This window comes from Flavobacterium sp. ASV13, assembly GCF_000745775.1.
In the GTDB taxonomy this organism is placed as follows: Bacteria; Bacteroidota; Bacteroidia; order Flavobacteriales; family Flavobacteriaceae; genus Flavobacterium.
In genome coordinates this window covers 354,602-380,087 of record NZ_JQJY01000005.1, presented here as the reverse complement: position 1 = coordinate 380,087, position 25,486 = coordinate 354,602, and the positions used below count along the sequence as shown (strand labels likewise).

General features: G+C 33.3%; 25 protein-coding genes and 2 tRNA genes. 15 read left to right on the top strand and 12 right to left on the bottom strand.

The genetic code is table 11. The features are described from left to right. Positions 1 to 117: 117 nt before the first annotated feature. Positions 118 to 357: a hypothetical protein gene (locus tag GQ47_RS15555; protein ID WP_035650260.1), complete on the bottom strand. Its 240-nt coding sequence runs from the start codon at positions 355 to 357 to the stop codon at positions 118 to 120. 314 nt (positions 358 to 671) lie between these two features. Here GQ47_RS15555 and GQ47_RS15550 point away from each other — a divergent pair, with 314 nt between their 5' ends. After that, complete coding sequence (locus GQ47_RS15550; RefSeq protein ID WP_035650258.1) at positions 672 to 2,231, top strand: NAD(P)/FAD-dependent oxidoreductase; 1,560 nt, start codon at positions 672 to 674, stop codon at positions 2,229 to 2,231. 81 nt (positions 2,232 to 2,312) lie between these two features. On the opposite strand, the gene GQ47_RS15545 is transcribed toward GQ47_RS15550, so the two are convergent. The 4 genes from GQ47_RS15545 to GQ47_RS15530 all read right to left on the bottom strand — a co-directional run bounded on the left by GQ47_RS15545 (position 2,313) and on the right by GQ47_RS15530 (position 6,198). After that, positions 2,313 to 3,272 (bottom strand): quinone oxidoreductase family protein, encoded by a 960-nt coding sequence (locus tag GQ47_RS15545; RefSeq protein ID WP_035650255.1) that lies wholly within the window; start codon positions 3,270 to 3,272, stop codon positions 2,313 to 2,315. Positions 3,273 to 3,368: 96 nt separating this feature from the next. Next, on the bottom strand, positions 3,369 to 4,049 hold the full coding sequence (locus tag GQ47_RS15540) for a hypothetical protein (RefSeq protein WP_035650253.1): 681 nt from the start codon (positions 4,047 to 4,049) through the stop codon (positions 3,369 to 3,371). 131 nt (positions 4,050 to 4,180) lie between these two features. Then, positions 4,181 to 4,735: a hypothetical protein gene (locus GQ47_RS15535; protein WP_035650250.1), complete on the bottom strand. Its 555-nt coding sequence runs from the start codon at positions 4,733 to 4,735 to the stop codon at positions 4,181 to 4,183. A gap of 59 nt (positions 4,736 to 4,794) precedes the next feature. Further along, positions 4,795 to 6,198 (bottom strand): aminopeptidase P N-terminal domain-containing protein, encoded by a 1,404-nt coding sequence (locus GQ47_RS15530; protein ID WP_035650247.1) that lies wholly within the window; start codon positions 6,196 to 6,198, stop codon positions 4,795 to 4,797. Positions 6,199 to 6,460: 262 nt separating this feature from the next. Between GQ47_RS15530 and GQ47_RS15525 the strand changes: the two genes are divergently transcribed. Beyond that, a complete protein-coding gene (locus GQ47_RS15525; RefSeq protein ID WP_035650245.1) occupies positions 6,461 to 6,895 on the top strand; it encodes an META domain-containing protein in 435 nt (144 codons plus the stop codon). Positions 6,896 to 6,956: 61 nt separating this feature from the next. On the opposite strand, the gene msrA is transcribed toward GQ47_RS15525, so the two are convergent. Both msrA and msrB read right to left on the bottom strand, forming a co-directional pair. Next, positions 6,957 to 7,565 carry a peptide-methionine (S)-S-oxide reductase MsrA gene (gene msrA / locus GQ47_RS15520; RefSeq protein ID WP_035650712.1) on the bottom strand — a complete coding sequence of 203 codons (609 nt, stop codon included), beginning with the start codon at positions 7,563 to 7,565 and terminating at the stop codon, positions 6,957 to 6,959. 7 nt (positions 7,566 to 7,572) lie between these two features. Continuing rightward, positions 7,573 to 8,127 (bottom strand): peptide-methionine (R)-S-oxide reductase MsrB, encoded by a 555-nt coding sequence (gene msrB / locus GQ47_RS15515; protein WP_035650242.1) that lies wholly within the window; start codon positions 8,125 to 8,127, stop codon positions 7,573 to 7,575. A 295-nt stretch (positions 8,128 to 8,422) separates the two neighbouring features. On the opposite strand from msrB, the gene idi reads away from it, so the two are divergent. The 8 genes from idi to GQ47_RS15475 all read left to right on the top strand — a co-directional run bounded on the left by idi (position 8,423) and on the right by GQ47_RS15475 (position 12,118). After that, on the top strand, positions 8,423 to 8,950 hold the full coding sequence (idi, locus tag GQ47_RS15510) for an isopentenyl-diphosphate Delta-isomerase (protein ID WP_035650239.1): 528 nt from the start codon (positions 8,423 to 8,425) through the stop codon (positions 8,948 to 8,950). A gap of 22 nt (positions 8,951 to 8,972) precedes the next feature. After that, positions 8,973 to 9,383 carry a 6-carboxytetrahydropterin synthase gene (locus tag GQ47_RS15505; RefSeq protein WP_035650236.1) on the top strand — a complete coding sequence of 137 codons (411 nt, stop codon included), beginning with the start codon at positions 8,973 to 8,975 and terminating at the stop codon, positions 9,381 to 9,383. A 3-nt stretch (positions 9,384 to 9,386) separates the two neighbouring features. Further along, positions 9,387 to 9,845, top strand: coding sequence for a peroxiredoxin (locus tag GQ47_RS15500; RefSeq protein ID WP_035650235.1), 459 nt, complete (start codon positions 9,387 to 9,389; stop codon positions 9,843 to 9,845). 63 nt (positions 9,846 to 9,908) lie between these two features. Next, entirely contained in the window at positions 9,909 to 10,877 is a 969-nt protein-coding gene (locus tag GQ47_RS15495) for a type I phosphomannose isomerase catalytic subunit (RefSeq protein WP_035650234.1), read from the top strand. A 57-nt stretch (positions 10,878 to 10,934) separates the two neighbouring features. Beyond that, positions 10,935 to 11,201, top strand: coding sequence for a hypothetical protein (locus GQ47_RS15490; RefSeq protein ID WP_035650232.1), 267 nt, complete (start codon positions 10,935 to 10,937; stop codon positions 11,199 to 11,201). A 76-nt stretch (positions 11,202 to 11,277) separates the two neighbouring features. Next, positions 11,278 to 11,351, top strand: a tRNA-Thr gene (locus GQ47_RS15485). A gap of 110 nt (positions 11,352 to 11,461) precedes the next feature. Next, positions 11,462 to 11,535: transfer RNA gene (locus tag GQ47_RS15480), tRNA-Thr, on the top strand. Positions 11,536 to 11,659: 124 nt separating this feature from the next. Beyond that, positions 11,660 to 12,118, top strand: a complete 459-nt coding sequence (locus GQ47_RS15475; RefSeq protein WP_035650231.1) for a DUF5362 family protein — start codon at positions 11,660 to 11,662, stop codon at positions 12,116 to 12,118. A 79-nt stretch (positions 12,119 to 12,197) separates the two neighbouring features. On the opposite strand, the gene GQ47_RS15470 is transcribed toward GQ47_RS15475, so the two are convergent. From GQ47_RS15470 to htpG, 3 genes are all read right to left on the bottom strand, one after another. Next, positions 12,198 to 12,935: a DUF4369 domain-containing protein gene (locus GQ47_RS15470; RefSeq protein WP_035650230.1), complete on the bottom strand. Its 738-nt coding sequence runs from the start codon at positions 12,933 to 12,935 to the stop codon at positions 12,198 to 12,200. 132 nt (positions 12,936 to 13,067) lie between these two features. After that, the gene (locus GQ47_RS15465) at positions 13,068 to 13,874 is read right to left on the bottom strand and encodes a hypothetical protein (protein WP_035650229.1); all 807 of its coding nucleotides are present in this window, start codon (positions 13,872 to 13,874) and stop codon (positions 13,068 to 13,070) included. A 125-nt stretch (positions 13,875 to 13,999) separates the two neighbouring features. After that, entirely contained in the window at positions 14,000 to 15,883 is a 1,884-nt protein-coding gene (gene htpG / locus GQ47_RS15460) for a molecular chaperone HtpG (protein WP_035650227.1), read from the bottom strand. 202 nt (positions 15,884 to 16,085) lie between these two features. On the opposite strand from htpG, the gene GQ47_RS15455 reads away from it, so the two are divergent. The 3 genes from GQ47_RS15455 (at position 16,086) to GQ47_RS15445 (ending at position 18,371) form a co-directional block, all read left to right on the top strand. Then, on the top strand, positions 16,086 to 16,589 hold the full coding sequence (locus GQ47_RS15455) for a lipocalin family protein (RefSeq protein WP_035650710.1): 504 nt from the start codon (positions 16,086 to 16,088) through the stop codon (positions 16,587 to 16,589). A gap of 30 nt (positions 16,590 to 16,619) precedes the next feature. Further along, entirely contained in the window at positions 16,620 to 17,315 is a 696-nt protein-coding gene (locus GQ47_RS15450) for a YiaD family glycine zipper/OmpA-like lipoprotein (protein ID WP_035650224.1), read from the top strand. A 105-nt stretch (positions 17,316 to 17,420) separates the two neighbouring features. Next, a complete protein-coding gene (locus GQ47_RS15445) occupies positions 17,421 to 18,371 on the top strand; it encodes an ABC transporter ATP-binding protein (RefSeq protein ID WP_035650221.1) in 951 nt (316 codons plus the stop codon). Between the two features lie 106 nt (positions 18,372 to 18,477). Here the strand turns inward: GQ47_RS15445 and GQ47_RS15440 are convergent, their stop codons facing one another. Continuing rightward, positions 18,478 to 20,889, bottom strand: a complete 2,412-nt coding sequence (locus tag GQ47_RS15440; protein ID WP_035650219.1) for a S9 family peptidase — start codon at positions 20,887 to 20,889, stop codon at positions 18,478 to 18,480. A 264-nt stretch (positions 20,890 to 21,153) separates the two neighbouring features. Between GQ47_RS15440 and GQ47_RS15435 the strand changes: the two genes are divergently transcribed. Continuing rightward, positions 21,154 to 22,161 carry a 3-oxoacyl-ACP synthase III family protein gene (locus tag GQ47_RS15435; RefSeq protein ID WP_035650216.1) on the top strand — a complete coding sequence of 336 codons (1,008 nt, stop codon included), beginning with the start codon at positions 21,154 to 21,156 and terminating at the stop codon, positions 22,159 to 22,161. A 114-nt stretch (positions 22,162 to 22,275) separates the two neighbouring features. Next, positions 22,276 to 22,947, top strand: a complete 672-nt coding sequence (locus GQ47_RS15430) for a copper homeostasis protein CutC (protein ID WP_035650214.1) — start codon at positions 22,276 to 22,278, stop codon at positions 22,945 to 22,947. A gap of 84 nt (positions 22,948 to 23,031) precedes the next feature. On the opposite strand, the gene GQ47_RS15425 is transcribed toward GQ47_RS15430, so the two are convergent. Continuing rightward, the gene (locus tag GQ47_RS15425) at positions 23,032 to 25,449 is read right to left on the bottom strand and encodes a TonB-dependent receptor (RefSeq protein ID WP_035650211.1); all 2,418 of its coding nucleotides are present in this window, start codon (positions 25,447 to 25,449) and stop codon (positions 23,032 to 23,034) included. Between the last annotated feature and the right edge of the window lie 37 nt (positions 25,450 to 25,486).

The following is a 25,486-nucleotide window of genomic DNA, read 5'->3' as shown; positions in this document are numbered from 1 at the left end:
TCCAATATTTTAAATTCCAAAAAGAATAGAATATTAAAAAATATAAATTCCAAATTCCAAGCAATCTAAAGCATTGGAATTTGGAATTTTTTTATTGGAATTTCAAAATTTGGAATTTTACTCAGAATAAACTTCCCCACGATGCGGTTTCAAAGCATCTCTTACCTTAATCATATTTTCATCGGTTACGACCATAAAAGCGATGGCGTACATATCATCGATGATTTTAAACCCTGTAATATTTAAAGGAAGCTTTTCAATAGCAATATATTCTTTTAAATGAATTTCATGATGTTCGGCAGTTTTTGCAGAAGCCGGGCCTCGGAAATCCCAAATCAATTTTATTTTTCTAGACATTTTTTTTAAGGTGCAAAGGTTCAGAGTTGCAAAGGTACAAAGTCTTTTTTAAAGGTTCTAAGGTTCTGAGATACTAAGGTTCTGAGTTTTTTTCTGTAGAGACGCACTGTAGTGCGTGTAACGTATTGTGTATACTCGTTGCGTAGACGCACTGCGGTGCGTCTCTACCATATGCTTTGTGATGAAAATCTACAAAATCAGTTTAGATCTGTGTCAATCTGCTTGCATATTTTGTGGTAAATATAAAATCTCATTTTAAAATGTTATTTTTGCATCTTCTTTTCATAGAAAGAAAAGCTAATAAATAAGATACAATGCCAAGAGAACTTTTACTTCAGGTAACTCCAGAAACTGCTGCAAACGAAGTGTTGCTTAAAGATTATTTGTCTAAACAAATTAAGGTTTCTCAAAACGAAATTCAGCATATTTCCATTTTAAAACGTTCGATTGATGCGCGACAAAAAGCGATTAAAATCAATTTAAAAGTTATTATATATTTAAAAGGAGAACCTTTTCAGGAAACTAAAATTGAGCTTCCTTCATATAAAGATGTTTCTTCTGCTCAAGAAGTTATTGTTGTGGGTGCAGGTCCAGCCGGACTTTTTGCAGCTTTGCAATTAATAGAATTAGGCTTAAAGCCAATAGTAATCGAACGAGGAAAAGACGTTCGAGGACGCCGACGCGATTTGAAAGCAATCAACCGTGAACATATCGTTAACGAAGATTCTAATTATTGTTTTGGAGAAGGCGGAGCCGGAACTTATTCTGACGGAAAATTATATACGCGTTCCAAAAAACGTGGTGATGTAACTAGAATTTTAGAACTTTTAGTTGCTTTTGGAGCTTCAGAAGATATTTTGGTTGAAGCGCATCCTCATATTGGAACTAATAAGTTGCCAAAAATTATTGAAGATATTCGAAATAAAATCATCGAATTTGGCGGTCAGGTTTTGTTTGATACCTGGGTTATTGATATTTTGGTGAAGAATAATGAAGTTGAAGGAATCGTAACTCAAAACGGAGATAAAATTCTGGCTAACAAATTGATTTTAGCAACCGGACATTCGGCGCGAGATATTTTTGAATTATTAGATAAGAAGAAGATTTTTATTGAAGCGAAACCTTTTGCTTTAGGAGTTCGTGCAGAACATTCGCAAGAGTTAATCGACAGCATTCAATATAGTTGTGATTATCGTGGTGATTATTTGCCACCAGCGCCATATTCGATTGTAAAGCAGGTTAATGGTCGTGGAATGTATTCGTTTTGTATGTGTCCCGGTGGTGTAATTGCACCTTGTGCTACAAGTCCGGGCGAGGTTGTTACCAATGGATGGTCACCGTCAAAACGAGATCAGGCAACCGCAAATTCCGGAATTGTAATAGAGTTGAAATTGGAAGATTTTAAACCTTTTGCAAAATTTGGTGCTTTAGCTGGAATGGAGTTTCAAAAAAGTATTGAACAAAAAGCATGGCATTTGGCTGGAGAAACTCAAAAAGTTCCGGCACAAAGAATGATCGATTTTACACAAAATAAAGTTTCAGCAGATATTCCAAAAACTTCCTATGTTCCTGGAACAACTTCGGTTGAAATGGGACAGGTTTTTCCTGGATTTTTGTCTCAGATTTTACGCGAAGGCTTTAAGGAATTTGGAAAATCAATGCGAGGTTATTTAACCAATGAAGCGATTTTGCACGCACCAGAAAGCCGAACTTCATCGCCAGTGAGAATTCCGAGAGATCCGATGACTTTAGAACATTTGCAGATAAAAGGATTATATCCGTGTGGAGAAGGTGCGGGTTATGCAGGTGGGATTATCTCTGCAGCAATTGATGGAGAAAAATGTGCTTTGATGATTGCTGAAGCTCTGAAATAAAAAGGTTAGTGTTATAAAAAATAATCGCCAAGAATTCACGAATTTCATTTTAAATAATTCGTGAATTCGTGGCGAAAAAAATTACGGAATCAAAATTATTTTTCCGGTACTTTTTCTGCTTTCCAGATAATCGTGTGCTAGTTTTCCTTCTGATAATTTAAAAGAAGTTGGTTCGGAAAGTTTGATTTTTCCTTCGGTAATCCAATTGAATAATTGAGTGGCGCGTTTAATTCTTTCTTCTTTAGAATTTAAATAGCTCCATAAATCGCCTCCGGTTAAAGTTTTTGAGCCATCCATTAACATTCTTGGGTCTACAAATTCGGGATCGCCACCTGCCATTCCGAAGAAAACAACTTGTCCGCATTCTTTTGTGACTTCGAAACTTTCTTTTAAAGTGCTTCCGATACTGTCATAAACGACATCAACACCTTTCGAAACAATTTCGAAAACCTGTGATTTCCAATCGTCATTATAAAGAAAAACATGATCTGCACCTTGCTCAAAACCAACTTTTGCTTTTTCTGCAGATGAAGTCAAGCCAATTACATTTGCTCCTAAAAGTTTGCTGATTTGGGTCAGAATTTGTCCAACTCCGCCGGCAACGGCATGAATTAATACCGTTTCGCTTTTTTGAGTTTTATGACTATCAGTTGCTAAATAATGCGCTGTTAAACCTTGTAATAAAACAGAAGCTGCGGTTTCAAAAGAAACGGCTTCGGGCAAAGGCAAAACGTGATTGATGTTTACTGCAACAAGTTCAGCATTTGCGAAAGGAGCATCGGCGAAAGCCACACGGTCGCCAACTTTATATTCAGGATGATTATTTGCATCAACAACAATTCCGGCGCCTTCGTAACCGGCAATAAAAGGCGGATTTCCTTTTAAGTGATAATTTCCTTTTCGTCTGTAAACATCGGCAAAATTTAATCCGATGGCTTTCATTTCGACTAAAATTTCATCGCTTTTTAGTTGTGGTGCAGGAATTTCGATATATTCTAAAACATCTGAATCTCCGAATTTAGAGAAGGTAAGTGCTTTCATTTTTAAAATAAATTTAGAAATACAAAGTAAGTGAAAATTGAAGCTTGTTTACGACGTTTGTTATTTTGATTTTAAGTGAAATTTAAAAGCATTTTTTTAACACAATAGCCACCATAAAGTAAGGTAGTTGAGTTTTCCGTCTTTAAAATAAAATAGAAAGCAATCGTCACTCTTATTATCTAAATAAAACCTAAATCGTACTTCGTTGGGGTAATCCGTTTTTTCCATTTCTGTATTTGGAAACTTACTCATAAATTCTTTTACTGTTGTGTCTTTGTTTAATGTAATATTGTGTGAAATAATTTTAAATGAATTATTGCCGACAAATCCAGTATCAAATAATACAATGTGATTATTGGTCGCAAACTGAATATTTTGGCTGAATATCGTTGTTATTTCTCCATTGAATGTATTAAATGTTCCCGATTTGTTATTCTTTTTACCATATGTTTTAATCATCCATTTTTCGTCTAACCATTCAAACGGACTGCCACATTCCCAAAGCTGTGTGGATATAGAATCAACTTGAGTATAAATTGATTCAAATTCATCTTTTGTTAATATTACTTTATGATCATTAATTAAGACGTTTTCTTTTCCAAGAAATTTCGAATCATAAATTGATTTATCTTTTAGTTTTTCTTTTGGTTCTATTGATGTATTGACTTCATGTTTGGTTTCAATAATTTTTTTGGACTCGTTTGCTTTTTCATTACGACTGTTACAGGCTATTAATATTGTAAAAAAGAATAAAAGTAAAAGGCTTTTAGTTTTCATTTATGGTGTCTTTTTGGATTTTTGCAATTTTGTTTCGGGTTGATAGATATCTGAAATACAACACAAGTAGTTCAAATTGTCTATAATGGTTTTTCTAAGCTAGTTTTTCCTCTTTTTGCAAGTAATTTCTTTTATCCTTGAAAATCGCCACAGTCGTGTTCCTCAAATTTATCCAGCATTTTTTGTGTGGTATAGAATTTTGAAATTCTCAGATTTTTAATTTTTATACTGTCGCCAGTGATTTTTAATTCGTAAACTGGGGCTTTGTCTATTTTCGTTAATATAAAATTATTTTGTTTTGTTTTAAATTCTATTAAATCATCAGACCCCGAAAATTCAGTAATTTCAAACTCCTGTGTTGTTTTGTCATCACAAACATTGGTTATTTTGAAGCGTTTTTCAGATATCGATACAATTGCCAAGTCGCACGCATAACAATTACCTGTAAATTCGATTCCATATTTTTTAAATACATCTTTACTTTTGGGATTCAGAATATCTATTGGAAAAAGTTGATCCAAATCTCCAGTATTCTTTTTTCTACTATCGACAACTGGTTCTGTAATAGTTTTTTTGGTTTTTGTGATGGTATCTTTTTCAGCAGCATTTTCAATTTTTTGATTAACGTTTTGATTGCATCCTGAAAAAATAAAGGCAAGTAAAATCAATTTTAAAAAGGTCTTCATGTTTTATTTTCTATTTTGAAAGTGTAGGTTTTAAAGTTTTGAATGTATTATCTGCCAGATTATATTTTAGGAAACTTCATCTCATTGAAAGTACTTTTTTGTTTGGCTAAAGCTTCAACATCTTGCCATTTTCTTGGAGATTCTGCTGAAAGATTTTCATATGAATCTTTTTTGATCAAAATATCATCTTCGATACGAACGCCAATATTCCACCATTTTTTATCACATTTGCTGTTTGCGGAAATGTAGATTCCCGGCTCAACAGTAAGAATCATATTTTCTTTTAAATTGCCCATATAATCTCCTTTGTCGTGAACATCTAAGCCAAGAAAATGTGAACAGCCATGCGGATAATATATTCTTGCGTCTTTTGGGTCGGTAATAATTCCTAGTTTGATTAATCCAGCAGCAACTATTTCTCTAGATTTTTTGTTTAAATCCTGAATTGGAGTTCCTTCTTTGCAAAGTTTAAAAACTTCTTCCTGTGCTTCATAAACAATTTGATAAATGGCTTTTTGTTCTTCAGTGAATTTTCCGTTTGCCGGAATTGTTCTGGTAACATCTGCTGAATAGCCGTGATATTCGGATCCAACATCCATTAATAATAATTGGTTATCAATTTTTGTTGAATTGTTTTCGCCATAATGCAAAATACATCCGTTTGCTCCAGCGCCCACAATTGGCGGATAACCTTCGTCTTCTGCACCGTATTTTCTGTGAACGTAAGCGTGAATTCCGTCAGCTTCATTTTCGCTCATGTCCGGACCAACTGCTTTCATTACTTCATTGTGTGCAATGCAGGAAAGTTTAACCGTTTTGCGCATTAAATCAAGTTCTTCTGGAGTTTTTATTTGGCGTAATGAATTTGTAATTGTGGTAAATAAATCGGTTGAAGCTTTATTTTCTTGTGTAATTGAAGCTTTGGATTTAAAAATCTGAATTAAGCCAAAAAGATCAAATCCGCTGTTGTCATTGTTTAAATCCGTTGGGATTTTATCGTAAATTATGTTGTTGAATTTTTCGAAATCAACTTTAAAAGCATTAAAATCTTTTCCGTTGTAAACGGTTGAAAATCCTAATTTTGATTTTGCTCCTTCAACTCCTAAACGTCTTCCTGTCCACATTTCGCGATTGGCGTTTCTTTCTCTCACAAAAAGAACTTCGTTGTATTTTTCAGTTCCTTGTGGTTCTTTAAAAATCAATAAAACACCATCAGCTTCTTTATAACCGGATAAGTAATACATATCGGGATTTGCGTGATAATTGTAATTGACGTCTTTTGAGAAAACTCTTTCCGGATATGAAAAAATTACGGCTACGGAATTAGCGGGCATTAGAGCTCTAAAAGCTTCGCGGCGTCCTTTGTGAAACTCTTTTGAAAGGTAATCCGTTGGAAGATTTTCCTGCGAATGAATTTGGCTGATTGTAAGTAAGAATACGAAGAATACGAATAATTGCTTCATTTTGTGGTTTTTTATTGATGATTTTTAGTTTTTTGATAACTGCAAATTACAAAAAAAATGTAATCACAAATTGTAATTTAAATGTTTGATTAATATTGTTTTAAACAAAATGATGTAACTTAGAGATTAGAAAATTACAGTTTGTCGGGAAATTTAAACTTTAATAAATCGTGTAACTGGGCACGAATATTGAGAAAGGAATTTATAGAATAATTTTAATCTTCAAAAAACAATTATATTAATCTTCAAAACACATTTTTTTATGAAAAAATACACACTCGTAGCCGTTTCAGTTTTAATGATATTGTTAACTTCCTGCAAGGCATCAAAAGACGCTTCAGGCGGAGGGAATTTATTTGATACAACTTGGGAATTAGAATATATATCTGGGCCAAGAATCGCTTTTGAAGGTTTGTATCCGAATAAAAAACCGCAGATTACTTTTGATCAAAAAGAAGCAAAAGTTTTTGGAAACAATGGATGTAACGGATACAGTGCGCCTTATACTTTAAGCGGAAAATCGTTGACTTTTGGAGAACCAGGACCAAGCACGTTAATGTTTTGTGATGGAGGAGGCGAACAGCAATTTTTACAGCAAATGAAAAAAATCACAAGCTATTCTATTGATAAAGATGGAAAATTAAACTTAATTCAAGGTGATGTACCAATGATGCGATTTAAAAAAGTGGCTAAATAAATTTAGTATTCTAGCTTAGATAAAAAAAGGGAAATGAATTAATCATTTCCCTTTTTTATTGTTATTTCTTTTTGAGTTTGTCTTTAAAGACTTTCTCGAACTTTTCTATTTTTGGCTGAATAACCATTTTACAGTACGGCTGATTTTTATTGTTTGCGTAATAGTTTTGATGGTAATCTTCAGCTTTATAAAATGCTTTAAAAGGCTCTACTTTTGTTACAATCGGATTGCTGTAGGCTTTTGCTTTGTTTAATTCGGCAATAATGCTTTGTGCGGCTTTTTTTTGCTCTTCGTTTTTATAAAAAATAACAGAACGATATTGTGTTCCGACATCTGCACCTTGGCGATTTAAAGTGGTTGGATCATGAACGGTAAAAAAGACTTTGAAGATTTCATTAATATCAGTTACGTTTTTATCGTACGTAATTTGAACCACTTCAGCGTGACCAGTTTCTCCAGTGCAAACTTCTTCATAAGTAGGATTTGGGACATTTCCACCCGAAAATCCGGAAACAACAGATTTTACTCCGTCCAAATTTTCATAAACAGCTTCAACGCACCAGTAACAGCCTCCGCCCAATGTAATTGTTTCTAAATTGGAGGATTTTTTATTTTGTGAAAATCCGTTTAGCGATAAAGCAAATAAACAGATTAAAAGTAAATTTTTCATAATTGGATTATTTGTTATCAGGAATAAAATCAAGAGCAATCGAATTCATGCAATAGCGTTTTCCGGTTGGTTCAGGGCCGTCGTCAAATAAATGTCCAAGATGTCCGCCACAACGTCCACAAAGCGCTTCGATTCTTTCCATTCCTAATGAATTGTCATTTTTATAAACCACGCTTGTTTTGTTGTCTTGTTCAAAAAAGCTTGGCCATCCGCAACTGCTCGAAAATTTAGCAGTCGATCTAAAAAGTTTGTTGCCACAGGAAGCACAGTAATAAGTGCCTTTTTCATCTGTATTCCAATATTTTCCTGTAAAAGGTCTTTCGGTGTCAGCTTCGCGCATTACGGCATAAACATCTTCAGGTAAAACCTTTTTCCATTCGGCATTGCTAACATTTAATTTTGTGGTATCTGTGTTTGAATAATAAGGATTTCCTGGTTTTTCAATTTTGTTTTCCATTGAAGTTATTTTTGCAGGTTGTTTTTTTGTGTTTTGTCCACATGCTTGAAGAATAAAAAGTGGCAGTACAAAGCAAAGGCTGAAAATTAAGTTTTTAGATTTCATAGTTTTTTGGTGCATTAATCTGATGTTCAAAGATACGGTGGGATTCTGTTTCGAAATGTCAGCTAGATTACAATTCAGTTTTTTTTAAGTATGTTTTAACTTTTCGTTATTTACGTAAAAACGACTGGAGCAGTTTTTGTATCTTATTTTTAAAGGATTTTTGTTTCGATAATGAATGTAGTATTTTGGTAGTCAGAATTTTATGAAAACATCAAAGTAGTTAAACTTTTCACAATGTCTGCTAGGATTTTATAGCCATTTCTTTTTTCGTATTTTTGTTAATTCAATACGCCATATGACAGAAGAAAACGTAATATTAGTTAACCAAAACGACGAGCAGATTGGCTTGATGCCAAAATTAGAAGCACATGAAAAAGCGCTTTTGCACCGAGCATTTTCAGTTTTTATATTAAATAATAAAAATGAAATTATGCTGCAGCAAAGAGCATATCATAAATACCATTCCCCTTTACTTTGGACGAATACGTGTTGCAGCCACCAGCGTGAAGGTGAGAGTAACATTGAAGCGGGAAGCAGAAGGTTGTATGAAGAAATGGGATTTAAAGCCGAATTAAAAGAGCTTTTTCATTTTATTTATAAAGCGCCTTTTGATAATGGCTTGACAGAACATGAGTTAGATCATGTAATGATTGGCTATTATGATGATGAACCGAACATTAATCCAGAAGAAGTTGAAGCATGGAAATGGATGAGTATTGAAGATGTTAAAGCTGATATTGAAAAACAGCCCGAAATTTATACTGTTTGGTTTAAGATAATTTTTGATGAATTTGACCATTATCTTGAAGACCATAAATTATAACCAAAACTAACCAAAAGCCTAAATGAGAGTAACCATATCAAGAAAAGCACATTTTAATGCTGCACATCGATTATACAGGAAAGATTGGACATCGGAAAAAAACAATGCTGTTTTTGGAAAATGCAATAATCCCAATTTTCATGGTCACAATTATGGTTTGACGGTTAGTGTTACAGGAAAAATTGACCCGGAAACTGGTTTTGTTTTAGATGTGAAAGTATTAGCGGATATTATACTTGAAGAAGTTGAAATTCCGTTTGATCACAAAAACCTGAATCTGGATGTCCCGGAATTTCAGGATTTGAATCCAACTGCTGAAAACATTGCAGTTGTGATATGGAATAAAATTAGAAAAAGAATTCAGCCTGATTTCGACTTGGAAATCGTTCTGAATGAAACGGACCGCAATTTTGTAACTTATAAAGGAGAATAATACATGTCATTAAAAATAGGAGATATAGTTCCGAATTTTACTGCAAAAGATAGTCACGGAGAACTTTTTGAAAGCCAGAGCGTTTTAGGAAGAAAGCCACTCGTGATTTATTTTTACCCTAAAGATAATACGCCGGGCTGCACTACTGAAGCTTGCAGTTTCCGCGATCAATACGAAGATTTTAAGGATTTAGGAGCCGAAGTTATTGGTATAAGTAGTGATAGTGTAAAATCGCATCACAAATTTGCAAATAAACATAAGTTGCCTTTTATTTTACTTTCAGATCAGGATAAAAGATTAAGACAACTGTTTGGTGTTCGCAATAATTTATTTGGCCTTCTTCCGGGAAGAGTCACTTATATTGTGGACAAAAATGGTGTTATTATTTTGATTTTTGATAGTATGAATGCTGCGAAACATATTCCGAAAGCATTGGAAACTATTAAAGAATTAGTATTATAAATTAAGAAAATAGTATTAGATCAATATCTAAATAATAAAGATATTGGCCTCGAAAAAAAATATATGAGTACAGAATTATATCCATTACAATTTGAGCCCATTTTAAAAGAAAGAATTTGGGGTGGGGAAAAACTGAAAACAGTTTTAAATAAACCTATTGTTTCTAAAATTACAGGCGAAAGTTGGGAATTGTCAACTGTTCAGGGAGATGTTAGTGTAGTTTCAAATGGTGAGTTGAAAGGAAAATCATTAATGGAACTTATTGATGAAACTCCAAATGAAATTTTAGGAAGCAAAGTTTATAATCGTTTTGGAAAACAGTTTCCATTGCTTTTTAAATATTTAGATGCGCGTGAAGATCTTTCAATTCAGGTTCATCCGAATGATAAATTGGCAAAAGAACGTCATAATTCTTTTGGAAAAACAGAAATGTGGTATGTAATGCAGGCCGATTCTGATTCAAGAATTATCGTTGGTTTCAAAGAAGATTCTAGTAAAGAAGAATATTTGAAACATTTGCATGATAATACACTAGTTTCGATTTTAGATGATGTAAAAGCAAAACCTGGAGATGTTTTCTTTTTAGAAACAGGAACAGTTCATGCAATTGGAGCCGGATTGGTTGTTGCTGAAATTCAGCAAACATCTGACATCACATATCGTTTGTATGATTTTGACCGTATAGATGCGCAGGGAAATAAACGAGAACTTCACGTGGATTTGGCTCTAGATGCAATCAATTACAATAAAGTTGATACACAAAAGAAATATGAAACAAAGTCAAATACTTCAAATACAGTTGTTGATTGTCCTTACTTTACAACTAATTTTATTCCGTTAGATAATAAAATCGAGGTTTCTAAATCTGGTGAAACTTTTACAGTTTATATGTGTATCGAAGGAAGTTTTGAAATTGAATATAATGGCTTTAAACATACTTATAAAAAAGGAGATACTGTTTTAGTTCCCGCTGCGATAAATGCATTTATTTTGAGTGGAAAAGCTTCAATTTTAGAAATTTACATTTCATAGCACTTAATCTAAAGATTATGTGTACTTTTGCAAACGCAAATTAAAATTATAATAAAAATGGCAAACGTTAAAAATTTAAAGAAAGACATCAATTTCGTATTAGGAGATATTATTGAGGCAGTTTACTTGTTTGAGATGTCAACAACAGGAAATCCTACTCCAGAAACGAATGCTTTAGTTGATGAAGCTATCGCTGCATTTGATACTTTGATCACAAAAGTGAACGCAAAGAACGTTGAAAATAAAAAAGCGCATTTCAAGCAAATAAATGTAGAATTGGAACAAGTTGCTAATCAATTGATTGCTAAAATCAACGAATTGTAAGCAAAAAAAAGTATAAAAAAGGGCAAATTTATTTTGGAAAAACGAAAAACCGCTTTATATTTGCACCCGTAATGAGGCCGATGTAGCTCAGCTGGCTAGAGCAGCTGATTTGTAATCAGCAGGTCGTGGGTTCGAGTCCCTCTATCGGCTCAACGAAAAACCATCACAGAAATGTGATGGTTTTTTTAAATTATAGAGAGAGGTGTGAAATTATTTTTGGAAATTAAAAAAACAATTTTATCTTTGCACCCGTTAAAAAGGCCGATGTAGCTCAGCTGGCTAGAGCAGCTGATTTGTAATCAGCAGGTCGTGGGTTCGAGTCCCTCTATCGGCTCAAAAACCATCACAGAAATGTGGTGGTTTTTTTTTGCCCGAATTCTAAGTTTTCAAGTTTTAGGTTGGATTTTTTTAAACAATATTTTTCTTATGTTTGTTTCTTAACCAAAAACCTAATCATAATGGAAGAAACCTCAGTATTTGAAAAATTCGAGCTGCATCTCGATCAATCTGCAAAAGATTTTTTAAAAGAAATAGCAAAGTGGGCTTACTTTTTGTCAATTCTTGGATTTATAGGAGTTGTACTTTTTGTTGTAATTGCAATTTTTGCCGGCGCCATTTTTGCTTCTATGGGAAGTACAATGGCAGGAGTTGGAATTTTTGCAGGTTCTTTTGGGGCTATTATGAGCTTCTTTTATTTATTAATAGCGGGAGTTTATTTCTTTCCAGTTTATTATTTGTTCAGATTTGGTTCGAATGCAAAAAGAGCTTTTAGAGAAAATGATTCTGAAGCATTGACATCTTCTTTGGGATATTTAAAATCGCATTATAAATTTATTGGTATTTTGATGGTTTCGATGTTGGTCTTGTATGCATTGATTTTTATGTTTGCTATTTTAGGGTCTTTGTTAGGGAGATAATTTTAAATAGCATTATTTTTAAAACACCGAGTTATTAGTATAAAAAAACGTCCTGAATTTCAGGACGTTTTTTTATTTTTTATTCTGCAGCTACCGGAGCTTTTTGTTCTTGCTTTTTTATATTAGCAACATATTTAGTTAACTTCTTTCCGTAAAGTGACTGCGCTACTTTTGGTGTCATCGATTTCTGAATCGTATCTAAGAATTTTACATTGATATCATAAATCTCTGCTAAAGCAATATAAGGCGCAATTTCGTGATCTTTGTTGTTAAGAGCGAAGTTTGTAGCGAAAAGATATTTTCTTTTAGTATTTGAGTCTTCTTTTGTGTTAATGCTGTCTAATGCTTTTTGGTCGTTTCTTTTCATTGCTTTAAATCTTGGTTCTACCAAAGCCAGACTTTCATCATTGAAACGATCGTTTATTTTTTTATACTCTTCATATAATTCTTGATTTTTAGATCCTGTGATTTTAGCATTATAAATGAAATTATCCAAGTTGGTATCAATGTTTATATTTCCAGGTTCTGCAAAAAACAAAATATTATTGTCCATTGAATTCGTTACACCTCTATCTAAAAACAAATAAAGCATTTCTGGAGATTCTAATTTGATATCACGCTCAAAAGCCGAATTTCCATCGATTTTAATGCTATCGATTGCAACTAGCGAAGTGTCAACAATTCTTTGAATATATAAAGTTCCTTTTTTTAATCCTTTAATGTTTCCTGTGATGTGCAGGTTGTCAGGAGATTCATTTTTTTTGCTACATGATGCTAATAGGGCAATTGCAGCAAAGGCAATAATAGATTTTTTCATTGGTTTTTTAGATTTTGGTGCAAAATAAAGAAAATAGTTTGAATGTGGTTATGGTGGTTTAAATTTTAATAAAAAATAAATCCCAACTTATTTCTAACTTGGGATTTGTGTATTTTTATAAAAATGAGATTCTTACATTGATAATGTATAGATTGCTCCGCTCTCGTGAGTATAAGTAAATTTGCTGTCGCAGTCATTGTTTCCGTAGTCAATAACTCCTTTTAGTAATCCGCCTTCGATTTTTAATTTTCCTTTTGAGATATATTGGCAAGAATATTTTTTAATCAAAGTTTCCTGAACAGTAAAAGTTAAAGTTGTGCCTTTTTCAGTTGTAACAGTGTGCGTTCCTTCAGTCATTTCATATACGTTGTCTTCAAGAACAAATGGAGTATCAACACCTGCAGTTTGTTTTACGGTATATGATCCAGAATTAGTGTAAACTCTTCCTAATAAATCAGTAAATTTTCCATTTGTTACTTTTCTAGTAAATTGTGGTACAGTAGCAACTGTTGTAGTATTTGTATATTCGATTGTTCCTTCAAGTTTAATTCCATTGATTGAATAGTCGATTCTTTCAATTGTCAATTTGCTTCCTGTAGTAGTTACTGGTCCAGTAAGAGTAAGTTTTAGTTTTCCTTTTCTTGTAAGTCCGTTATCTGTGCATCCTGCAGTTCCATAATCTACCGTATATACTTTTGGATAAGATCCTGTGGAAACCGTAATTGTTGCGCAAACTGCCGCTGCAGGTTTTGATGTAGCTGAGCTGTTCGTTACAGATAATCCTGTATTGACATCCATTTCGTTTGCGGCATCAATTGAGATCGAAGCGCCAACAGCTGTTGTATCGGTTTGAGTTGCAATATCGTCATTGCTTGAACATGAAATATAGGTTAATGCTGTTGCACAAATTGTTGTGACTAAAAGAAAGATTTTTTTCATAGTAGTTTTTTGTTAAGTTAGATTTTAAAGGTCTTCAAATGTAACAAAAAAAATGAATCGCAATAAAAAAATCCCGTAAGCTGAACTTACGGGATTTTTGAAAATTATTTTATGAGATAAAAATCTTATTTAATCATCTCAAAACTTCTTTTTACAAAAGCTGTTAAAGCTTCACCTTTCAATAGGTTTTGCGATAATTTAGCTAAGTCTAAAGCTTGTTTTACCAAATGTTCCTGATGCGTTTTATCTTCGGTATTTAAAATGCTTGAAGCTAAATCAGAATTTGTGTTTACCACCAAATTGTACATTTCTGGCATATTTCCCATTCCGAACATTCCGCCTCCGCCAGTTTGGCTCATTTCTTTCATTCTTCGCATAAATTCTGGCTGCGTAATAATGAACGGTGCTGCCTGAGAATCCATAGCTTCTAATTGTACGCTGTATGCTTTTGGGATATAGGCTTCTAAAGAAGTTTTTAAAGCTGCTTTTTCATCATCAGATAATTTAGAAATCGTGTTTTCATCTTTTTTGATCAAATTATCAATATGATCAGAGTCAACACGTACAAAAGTTAATCCGCTGTTGTCACCTTCAATTTTTTGAATTAAATGTGAAATAATCGGAGAATCTAAAAGTAAAACTTCATAACCTTTTTCTTTTGCTGCTTCAATATAGGAGTGTTGCGCATCTTTGTTTCCAGCATAAAGAACTACAAGTTTACCATCTTTATCAGTTTGGTTTTCTTTTAGTTTTTCTTTTAATTCTTCTAAAGTGAAATAAGTATCATCTACAGTTGGATACAATACAAATGCACCTGCTTTTTCGTAGAATTTATCTTCAGAAAGCATTCCGTATTCTAAAACGATTTTAATATCGTTCCATTTTGCTTCAAAATCAGCACGATTTTCGTTGAATAAAGATTTTAATTTATCAGCAACTTTACGTGTGATGTAGTTTGAGATTTTCTTAACCGCTCCGTCTGCCTGTAAACCTGAACGAGAAACGTTCAATGGGATATCTGGAGAATCAATTATACCTTTTAACATTGTCAAAAATTCAGGAACAATTCCTTCTACGTTATCAGTAACGTAAACTTGGTTTTGGTACAACTGAATTTTATCTTTCTGGATTTGCATGTCGTTTCCTAATTTCGGGAAATACAAAATTCCAGTTAAGTTGAAAGGATAATCAACATTTAAGTGAATGTTGAATAACGGATCTTCAAATTGCATTGGATACAATTCTCTGTAGAAGTTTTTGTAATCTTCATCAGATAATTCAGAAGGCTGTTTTGTCCAGGCTGGATTTGGGTTGTTGATGATGTTGTCAACTTCAATTGTTTCGTTTACGAAATCTTCCGGAGCGTCTTCTGGTTTTGGAAGCGTTTCTGTTCTTGTTCCAAATTTAATTGGAATAGGCATAAACTTATTGTATTTACTCAATAAACCACTGATTTTAGAATCTTCTAAGAATTCTAAAGAATCTTCAGCGATATGAAGAATGATTTCAGTTCCGCGTGAAGTTTTGTCAGCAGGTTCTAAAGTGAATTCAGGACTTCCGTCACATGTCCAATGTGCAGCTGGCTCATCTTTATATGATTTTGTGATGATTTCAACTTTTTCGGCAACCATAAAAGCAGAATAGAAACCAAGACCAAAATGGCCTATAATTCCAGAATCTTTAGCAGAATCTTTGTATTTGTCCAAAAACTCTTCAGCTCCTGAAAAAGCTACCTGATTAATGTATTTTTCTACTTCATCAGCTGTCATACCTAAACCTTGGTCGATGATATGGATTTTTTTACCTTCTTTATCTACTTTAATTTCGATAACCGGATTTCCATATTCAACTTTAGCTTCACCAATACTGATTAGGTGTTTTAACTTTAAAGTAGCGTCTGTTCCGTTTGAAACCAGCTCACGTAAAAAGATTTCGTGATCGCTGTATAAGAACTTTTTGATTAAGGGAAAGATGTTTTCTACCGAAACATTAATTTTACCTGTTGTCATATTTTTTTAATTTTTGAGTTTAACGTGATGGTTTTCATTTGTTCAAATAGAATACCAATTGTTTTTTGGGTGACAAAATGTCGGAAGTGTTAATTTTGAAAGAAAATAAATAGATTTTGGAACAGAAATTATCTCAACGAATCGTATATTTGTGGTATAATAATTGTTAAACGCGTAAGTATTAACTTAAATAATGTATAAAATGAAGAAAATTATTTTCATTTGCATGATCGCCACGATGTTTTTTGCGTGTAAATCGGCTTCGTCTACAACTGCTTCAACAGAAGCGCCAACACTTTCTACTAAACTTGACAAATCTACTCAAGTAGCAATTAAAGGAAATTGGGTTTTAACCAATGTGTCTTATCCTGGTTCTGATTACATTAAGGTAAATTCATTTGATCTAGCAGATTCAAAATGTTTTATTGGCAGTACTTGGAATTTTATTTCTAATAATAACAAAGGCACTATGACCCTGAACGCGCCAAGCTGTACAGCATTTACTTCGCCAATTGTTTGGAGTATCAATAATCAGGGACTTTTTGTTCTTAAAATTGTTAATCCTGGAACCAAATCGAAAAATGTAAAAGAAGGTTATTTGCTTAAAGTTGCAGGACTGAGTGATAATTCTTTCCAATTAATTGACAACATCAACGTTGGCGGACAAGTTAAGGACGTAACGTACCAATTTCAAAGAGCTAATTAAAAAAGGCTAATAATATTAAAATATATACACATGAGAAAGATAAAAGTTTTAGGGTTGAGTAGTTTACTTATATTGACTAGTTTTTTTGCAAGCTGTGATTCAATAAAAAATGCTAACAATACGCAAAAAGGAGCTGGAATTGGAGTTGTTGCCGGAGGACTTATTGGTGGTATTCTAGGAAACAATTTAGGTAAAGGTGGAAATGCTGCCTTAGGAGCTGCAATTGGAGCTGCTGTTGGTGGTGGAACTGGTGCCTTAATTGGAAATAAAATGGATAAACAGGCTCGTGAAATTGATCAGGCGCTTCCAGGTGCAGATGTTGAAAGAGTAGGTGAAGGTATTCACTTGACTTTGAATGAAAATGCTGTTCGTTTTGATACTAACAAATCAACTTTGACTTCAACTGCAAAAGCAAATTTAGATAAGTTAGTTCCTGTGTTTAATGATTACGGAGATACTAATATTGAAATTTTTGGTTATACTGATAATACAGGTAAACCAGAATATAACTTGACACTTTCAGGACAAAGAGCTGCTTCTGTTCAGGCTTATTTAGTTTCAAAAGGATTAAAATCAAGTCGTTTCAAAACTTCAGGTTTAGGAATTGCTGATCCTATTGCTACTAATGATACTCCAGAAGGAAGAAGCCAAAACCGTCGTGTAGAGTTTGCAATTACTGCAAATGACAAAATGGTAAACGATGCTAAAGCCGAAGCTGGAAAATAGTTTTAAAAGGCAATAAAATTTATTAAAAGCTGTTTCTTAAATGAAGCAGCTTTTTTTTGACTTTAGAAATTAAACATTGTAAATTTGAACTTTCAAATTCAACTCATGCTCGATATTCAAAATATTTCTTTTTCGTACATTGATACGCCCGTTATAAAAAACGTTTCGTTTACTATAAATAAAGGTGAAAATATCGCCATTATTGGTGAAAGCGGCTGCGGAAAAAGTACACTGCTAAAACTAATTTATGGTTTATACGATTTAGACGAAGGCAAGATTTTTTATAACGAAAAACCAGTTTTAGGACCAAAATACAATTTGATTCCGGGAATGCCGTATATGAAATATCTGGCTCAGGATTTTGATTTGTCTCCTTATGAAACAGTGGCTGAGAATGTTGGGAAATTCCTTTCGAACGGCTTTGCCAACATGAAAAAACTGCGTGTTCAGGAATTATTGGAAATGGTTGAAATGGAAAATTTTTCCAATGTAAAAACTAAATTTTTAAGTGGAGGCCAACAACAGAGAGTAGCTTTGGTTAGAGTTTTAGCTTTAGAACCAGAAGTAATTTTGCTTGATGAACCTTTTAGTCAGATTGATGCTTTTAGGAAAAATGCTTTGCGCCGAAATTTATTTAGATATCTAAAGCAAAAAGGAATTACCTGTATTATTGCTACTCACGACAGCACAGATGCATTATCGTTTGCTGATGAAGCCATTGTGATGCGTAATGGAGAAGTGATTGTAAAAGATAATCCAACAAAAATATACGAAGATCCTCAAACTAAATATGTTGCTTCGCTTTTTGGTGAAGTGAATGAAGTTGCAACTCATTTATTGCTGGATTATGAAGATGAAACTCATAAAACATTGGTATACCCGCATCAATTTAAAATGGTTGCCGATTCAAAATTGCAAGTGAAAATCAGAAGAACATATTTTAGAGGGAATCATTATTTAATCGAAACTGTTTTTAAAAGACAATTGATCTTTTTTGAAAGTGAAATTGATTTACCTCTTGAACAGGAAATATTTCTTGGCTTAAATTATCTTTAATTAGAAAATGTGCCAATTTGATAATTAGATAATTTTGAATACTTAAAAAAGAAAACCCGACAGTTTCAAATCTGTCGGGTTTTGCTTTATAGAATTAGTGTCTAAATTAGTTTTTTAAATACTTTTCTAAAAACTGATCTTGTTCCCAAAGCAAGTGTAAAATGTTTTCCTTGGCTACATAACTGTGTGCTTCTTTTGGAAGAATTACCATTCTTGCATTAGCCCCCAAACCTTTTAAAGCTTGGAAATAACGCTCTGTCTGTAAAGTAAAAGTTCCAGGATTATTGTCGGCTTCACCGTGAACTAATAAAATTGGCGTTTTCATTTTATCAGCATTCATAAAAGGCGACATTGTATTGTAAACTTGAGGAACTTCCCAGTAATTACGTTGTTCAGTTTGGAATCCAAAAGGAGTCAATGTTCTGTTATACGCACCACTTCGTGCAATTCCGCAAGCGAAAAGATTAGAATGTGTCAATAAATTTGCCGTCATAAAAGCTCCGTACGAGTGTCCGCCAACAGCCACTTTTTTACGGTTGATATATCCCAAAGCATCAACTGCATTGATTGCAGCTTCAGCATTGTCAACTAATTGTGAAATGAAGTTGTCATTTGGCTCTGTTGTGCCTTCTCCAATAATTGGGAAAGCAGCATCATCAAGAACAGCATATCCTTTTGTTACCCAATATACAAACGAGCCGTAATAAGGAACTGTAAACTCATTTGAATTTTGAGTCACTTGTCCAGCGCTATTTTTGTCTTTGTATTCTGCAGGATAAGCCCAGATTAATAAAGGTAATTTCTCTTTTTTAACTTTATCATATCCAGCAGGTAAATATAAAGTTCCAGAAAGCTCAACGCCGTCTTTACGTTTGTATTTGATTACTTCTTTGCTTACATCTTTTATACTTTCAAAAGGATTTTTAAAAGCTGTAATTGGAGTCAGGCTGTTTTGTTTTTTAATATTTCTGAAATAATAATTCGGATATTCACTTTTAGACTGAATCTGAACTAAAACTTTACCTGATTTAAAATCTTCAATTTCTAATAAATCTTCTTTTTTATCTTTATAAGAAGAAGTGTAAACGCGTTTTGATTTTAATGTTTTCAAATTGAATTCGTCAATAAAAGGGAATTGACCCGCTTTAGTAAATCCATCCCCAATACGATATGCATTATCATTTTCAATAGCTAAAACATATTTATTGTATTCATTTTTCTTTGTTTCAAAAGCACCCGGATCAGAATAGACATCTTGTGAATTTCTGTCTGTAATTAGTTTTGGCTGTTCACTTGGATTTGAAGGATTGATTAAATACGTTTTTGTATTACGCGTATCATACCATTCATCAGAAATAACAGCAACATTGTCATTCCCCCAAATAATATCGCTAAAACGCTGAGGTGTTTTTGCTAATGAAGTTGGGTTATTTGTAAAAGGCGCATCCCAAAGAAAAACTTCATCTCTGAATTCTACTTTGTTTGCAGGATCTCCTTCATCTAAAGCAGTAACAAATGCTAATGTTGCAGGTTTATCATTTCTCCAAGCCATTTCACGTTTTCCTTTTCTAACGGCCATAAAACCTTTTGGCATTATTTCGCTTAATGGAACTTCGTTTACTGTTTTGATTTCTTTTCCTCTTGCATCATAAACAATCGTTCTTGAAGGGAATCTGTATAATGGAACTACATATGAAAATGGCTTTTGAATTGTAGTCAGCATAATGTAATTTCCATCTGGCGAAATTCTTTCTCCAAAATACATTGCGGCATCTTTAAATAAAACAGCGTCACCTTTTAGGTTTACTTTATACAATTCAGAAGTAACAATATTTTCAAAATTTGCTTCATCATTTTTGTTTTTCAACATATCAGGATACGTTCTGTTTTGAGATTTTTCTCCAGAAGTATTTGAGATAATTGGTCCGGTTGGCAAATCTTTTTTAGCATCTAATAATGCCGGTCTGTTTTTAGGAAGCATTTTTACTAAAATCGTTTCATTGTCTGAAAACCAGCTAAACGGATTACCAAGATTTGCGTTTACAGTAGCATCGGTAAGTTTTGTCGCGCTTGCAGTCGCAACATCGATAACCCAAAGTTCAACTCCTGTTGCAGCAGTATGCGAAAACAATATTTTTTTGTTATTTGGTGACCAAAGAATATTGCTGATTTTTGGATTGTTAGGCAAACCTGTGACTTGTATTTCGTCCTTACCGCTGATTTTACGTACTTTTAAATTGTTTAAATACGTTACTGTACTTGAAATGTTAGTGATTGGGTTGATTCTTAATCCACCCAAACGAAGTTCTTCTTGGTTTAAGTCGTCTAATGTTTTATAAGTTGGCCTGTACATTAGTAACATATATTCCTTTTTAGTATCCATTGATACTGTTGGAGCGCGTTCGTAATCGGCTAAATCTAAAATAGATTTTGATGGTTTTTGGTACGTTAAGTTTTCTTGGGCAAAAGCAATAAAACCAATGTTTAGAAATAAGAGTAATGTAACCTTTAATTTCATAATTTGAATTTTAGGGGTTTAAAAAATGGTATTCGTAATGTTTGACTAAAGTACTTCAATCTTGTTACATTTTAAAGCATAATTTAAATACTTTTCATTGTTTTTAACAAAACACTGATTTTTTTCAAAAGAAATGGTTTTAATAAACTTTAGAATTAAAGTATATTAAATTGCTAATAACGAAAAAAATAGTAATTTGGGTGCTTATGTTTTAAACTATACGTAAATTTGCAATCCAATTTTTTAACAAACAATAAAAAGAATATGTATCATTCAAAAATAGCGGGCTTAGGATATTATGTTCCTTCAAATGTTGTGACCAACGATGATTTGTCTAAGATTATGGATACCAATGACGAATGGATTCAGGAAAGAACCGGAATTCAGGAGCGCAGACATATTATTCGTGGGGAAGATACCACAACTTCAATGGGCGTAAAAGCAGCTAAAATTGCAATAGAACGTTCTGGCGTTGCCAAAGAAGATATTGATTTTGTAGTTTTTGCTACATTAAGTCCGGATTACTATTTTCCAGGACCTGGAGTTTTGGTTCAGAGAGATTTAGGATTAAGAACTGTTGGAGCTTTAGATGTAAGAAATCAATGTTCTGGTTTTGTTTATGCGATTTCAGTTGCTGACCAATATATTAAAACCGGAATGTATAAAAACATTTTGGTAATTGGTTCTGAAGTCCACTCTACAGGATTAGACATGACAACACGCGGGCGTGGTGTTTCGGTAATTTTTGGAGATGGAGCAGGAGCAGCTGTTTTGAGCCGTGAAGAAGATTTGACAAAAGGAATTTTGTCAACGCACTTACATTCAGAAGGTCAGCATGCTGAAGAATTGGCATTGCAGGCACCGGGAATGGGCGCGCGTTGGGTAACCGATATTCTTGCAGATAATGATCCAAATGACGAAAGTTATTATCCATACATGAACGGACAATTTGTGTTTAAAAATGCAGTAGTTCGTTTCGCTGAAGTTATCAATGAAGGTTTAGAGGCAAACGGTTTACAAGTTTCAGATATTGATATGCTGATTCCGCATCAGGCGAATTTGAGAATTTCACAGTTCATTCAGAATAAATTCAAATTGTCTGATGACCAAGTACACAACAATATTCAGAAATACGGTAATACAACTGCGGCATCTATTCCAATTGCTTTGACAGAAGCTTGGGAACAAGGAAAAATAAAATCTGGAGATACAGTAGTTTTAGCAGCTTTTGGAAGTGGATTCACTTGGGCGAGCGCAATTATTAAATGGTAAAATAATCATCTTACATTATATTTTTTTAAAACCTGCTTCATTTTTGGAGCAGGTTTTTTACTTTTGATATCCCAAATCTTGTGATTTCATTCGAAATGACAAAAAAATAATCAAATGAAAAAAAATCAGCTCGAAATAGCGTGTTTCAATTATGAGTCGGCAATAATTGCTCAGGAAAGCGGTGCGGACAGAATTGAACTGTGTGAAAATATGGAATTAGGAGGAACAACTCCAAATTCTATTTTAGTAGTGAAAGTCCGCGAAAGCGTAAAAATAAAGATGCATGTCATTATAAGACCTCGTGGCGGCGATTTTGTCTATTCTGATGAAGAACTTACAGAAATGAAACAAGATATCAAACACTATAAAAAGTTAGGCGTTGACGGTTTTGTTTTCGGAATTTTGAAACCAAACGGAAAAGTGAATAAAAGGCAAAACAAAGAATTGGTGCATTTAGCGCATCCGCTATCATGCACTTTTCATCGTGCTTTTGACGTTGTAGATTCTATTGAAAAAGGACTTGAGGATGTAATTGAATGTGGTTTTCAAACTATTTTGACTTCAGGAACAGGAAAAAATGTTGAAGAAGGAATTTTTGATTTAGAACAAATTCAAAAATTAGCCAAAGACCGAATCGAAATTATGCCAGGAGGAGGCTTAAGATCTTCAAATATAAAATTACTGCAAGATAAGTTGACTCCAACTTTTTATCATTCATCAGCAATTACAGATAAGTCCGAAATTGCAAATCCAGAAGAAATTAAAGAATTGCGAAATTTTTTATAATCTAAAATAAAAAAGCCTGGAGTTGGCATACTCCAGGCTTTTCTTTTCTACAAGAACTATTAAAATCTACTAATCAAAGTGGGATTAAAACATTCCGCCACCACCTTTATTAGTGTTATCTTCTCTTTGTTTACGTTGTAAGTTTTTGATTTTTCCTCCTCCAAAGTTGTAAGTCAAACCTAAATAAACTGTTCTGCTTTCCCAAGAAAACTGACCTGTTTGTGGATAAGGATAAATTCCATCAAAAGCATATTTCATTGTTTTGAAAACATCATTAAAACGTACGCTAATGTTCATTTTGTTGTCTAACAATGTATAACGTGAACCAATATCCATTTTGTACATTTCGTGTCTGTTTTGCTGAACATCTTCAACTGGTCCTCTGTAAAAACCGAACAACAAGAAACTTAAACGTTTTGTAGGTTTGAAGTTTGAGTTCATACGTGCGTTAAATGCCGTAGTTGTTACGCTACGCTCAAGAGGCGCACTTGTGCTTGTTGCAGGATCAAATTCAAATACAACACCTTGTTGCTTGATACTTGAGAAATCAATAGATGGTTGAATGTCCCACCATTTTGTAAGCTTGTAATTCAACGAAACATCAAAACCATAAGCGCTGTTGTGGTCATAGTTCGTATAGCTTAAAATTTGTTTGTATCCAGATGGATCATTTGGATCCGGACTCAAAGTTCTGCTGATTTGATCGTTGATGCTTCTTACGAAAACACCAGCTGTAATGCTTCCTTTGTTAAGAGTTTTAGTATAGTTTACTTCAACAGAATTTGTAAACTGAGGTCTTAATTCAGGATTTCCGTATGAAGTTACTAATGGTGTAGAAAACTCACGAATAGGTTTTGTTTGCTCAATACTCGGACGGTCAACACGACGGCTGTAGCTAAATTGCAAAACATTTTTCTCGTTTAAATTATACGTTAAATATGCCGATGGATATAATGTAATATAGTCATCATTAAATTTATCCTTACCATGATTTAAATTCGCTTCTACTTTGTAGCTTTCAAAGCGAGTTCCTAATTGGTAACTGAATTTTTTGAATTTTTGGCCAAAAGTCACATAAGCTGAATAAATATCAGTATCGTAAGTATAGTTTGAAACTCTTTCGTCAACAGGAACTAACGGATTACCAGTGTTGTAATCATTATTTGTTCTTGTGATTCTTGCTTCAGCACCAGCTTCAAGCGTAGTTTTGTCGTTTAACGGATTTACATAATCAACGTTTAACGTGCTTAATTTTCTTTGGTCACCAATTTTATCACCATAAACGACATTGTTTACTGAATTATCAGGTCTTGTTGTTTGTGTGTCAAAATTTGCGTTTTGACTTACTTTAGTATCACTATAGTTTCCTTCAAAATCTAAAGTATGTCCTTCTTTTTTGAAAATATGTTTGTACGCTAAATTATAAGTTCCAGTTTTGCTTGGACCTTTATAAGTTGAATTTTGGTAAATATTGAAAATATTTGGATCAGCGTTATTGTAATCAATGTCTGTAATTACATTTCCGTTTCCAGTTGATTTGTTTTGATTTGTATAGAACGACAAAGTATTTTTGTCATTGATTAAATAATCCATTCCTAACTTGTACAAGTAATTGTCATTTTCGTTAGAAATTTTCAAATTTTGCTCAACATCCTGATCTAATCTTTGGATTCTTCCTTTGTTGTAGTAAGTTCCAAAGTTTTGTCCTCCATTTCCAAAGAAATTTACTTTTCCGGTTTTGTAGTTCAAATCAAGAGATTGATTGTATTTTGCAGTTTCTCCAAAAGTAATACCACCACTGTAACTTCCGTTAAAACCAGTATTTGCATTTTTGTGTAAAACGATGTTGATGATTCCAGACATTCCTTCTGGATTGTATTTAGCACTTGGATTTGTAATCAACTCAATTTTTTTGATTGAAGTTGAAGGAATTTGTTTCAATAATTGAGCAGGATCAATATTAGATGGACGCCCGTCAATTAATACACGTACATTGTCATTTCCGCGAAGCGAAAGTTTTCCATCCTGATCTACGTTTACAGATGGAATATTGCTCATAATGTCAGATGCAGAAGCTCCGGCAGTAGTCAAATCTTTCCCAACATTAATTACCTTACGGTCAATTTTTTGTTCAATAGTTGAGCGTTCAGCCACAACATTTACACCTTTCAATTGTGTTGCTTCTTCTTCAAGAGAAACATTTACTGTTGCGGTTTTTCTGTTTTCGCTTAAAATCAAAGAACCAACATATTTTTTGAAACCAATATATTGAACTTCGATAGTGTAACTTTTTAATGCTAAATTTTTGATTGTAAAATCACCATTGTCATCAGTGTTAACGCCTGATATAACTTTTCCGTTTTCTTTTACAGAGACAGTTGCATACGAAATTGGTGCGTTATTCGATTTCTCGATAATTTTTCCCGAGACTGTCCCGGAATTCTGGGCCTGAGCTGTTGCAATTAAACTAAATAATGCGAACAGAAAAAATTTTAATTTCATAATTAATAATTGATTATTTTGATTTGATTGATGATGA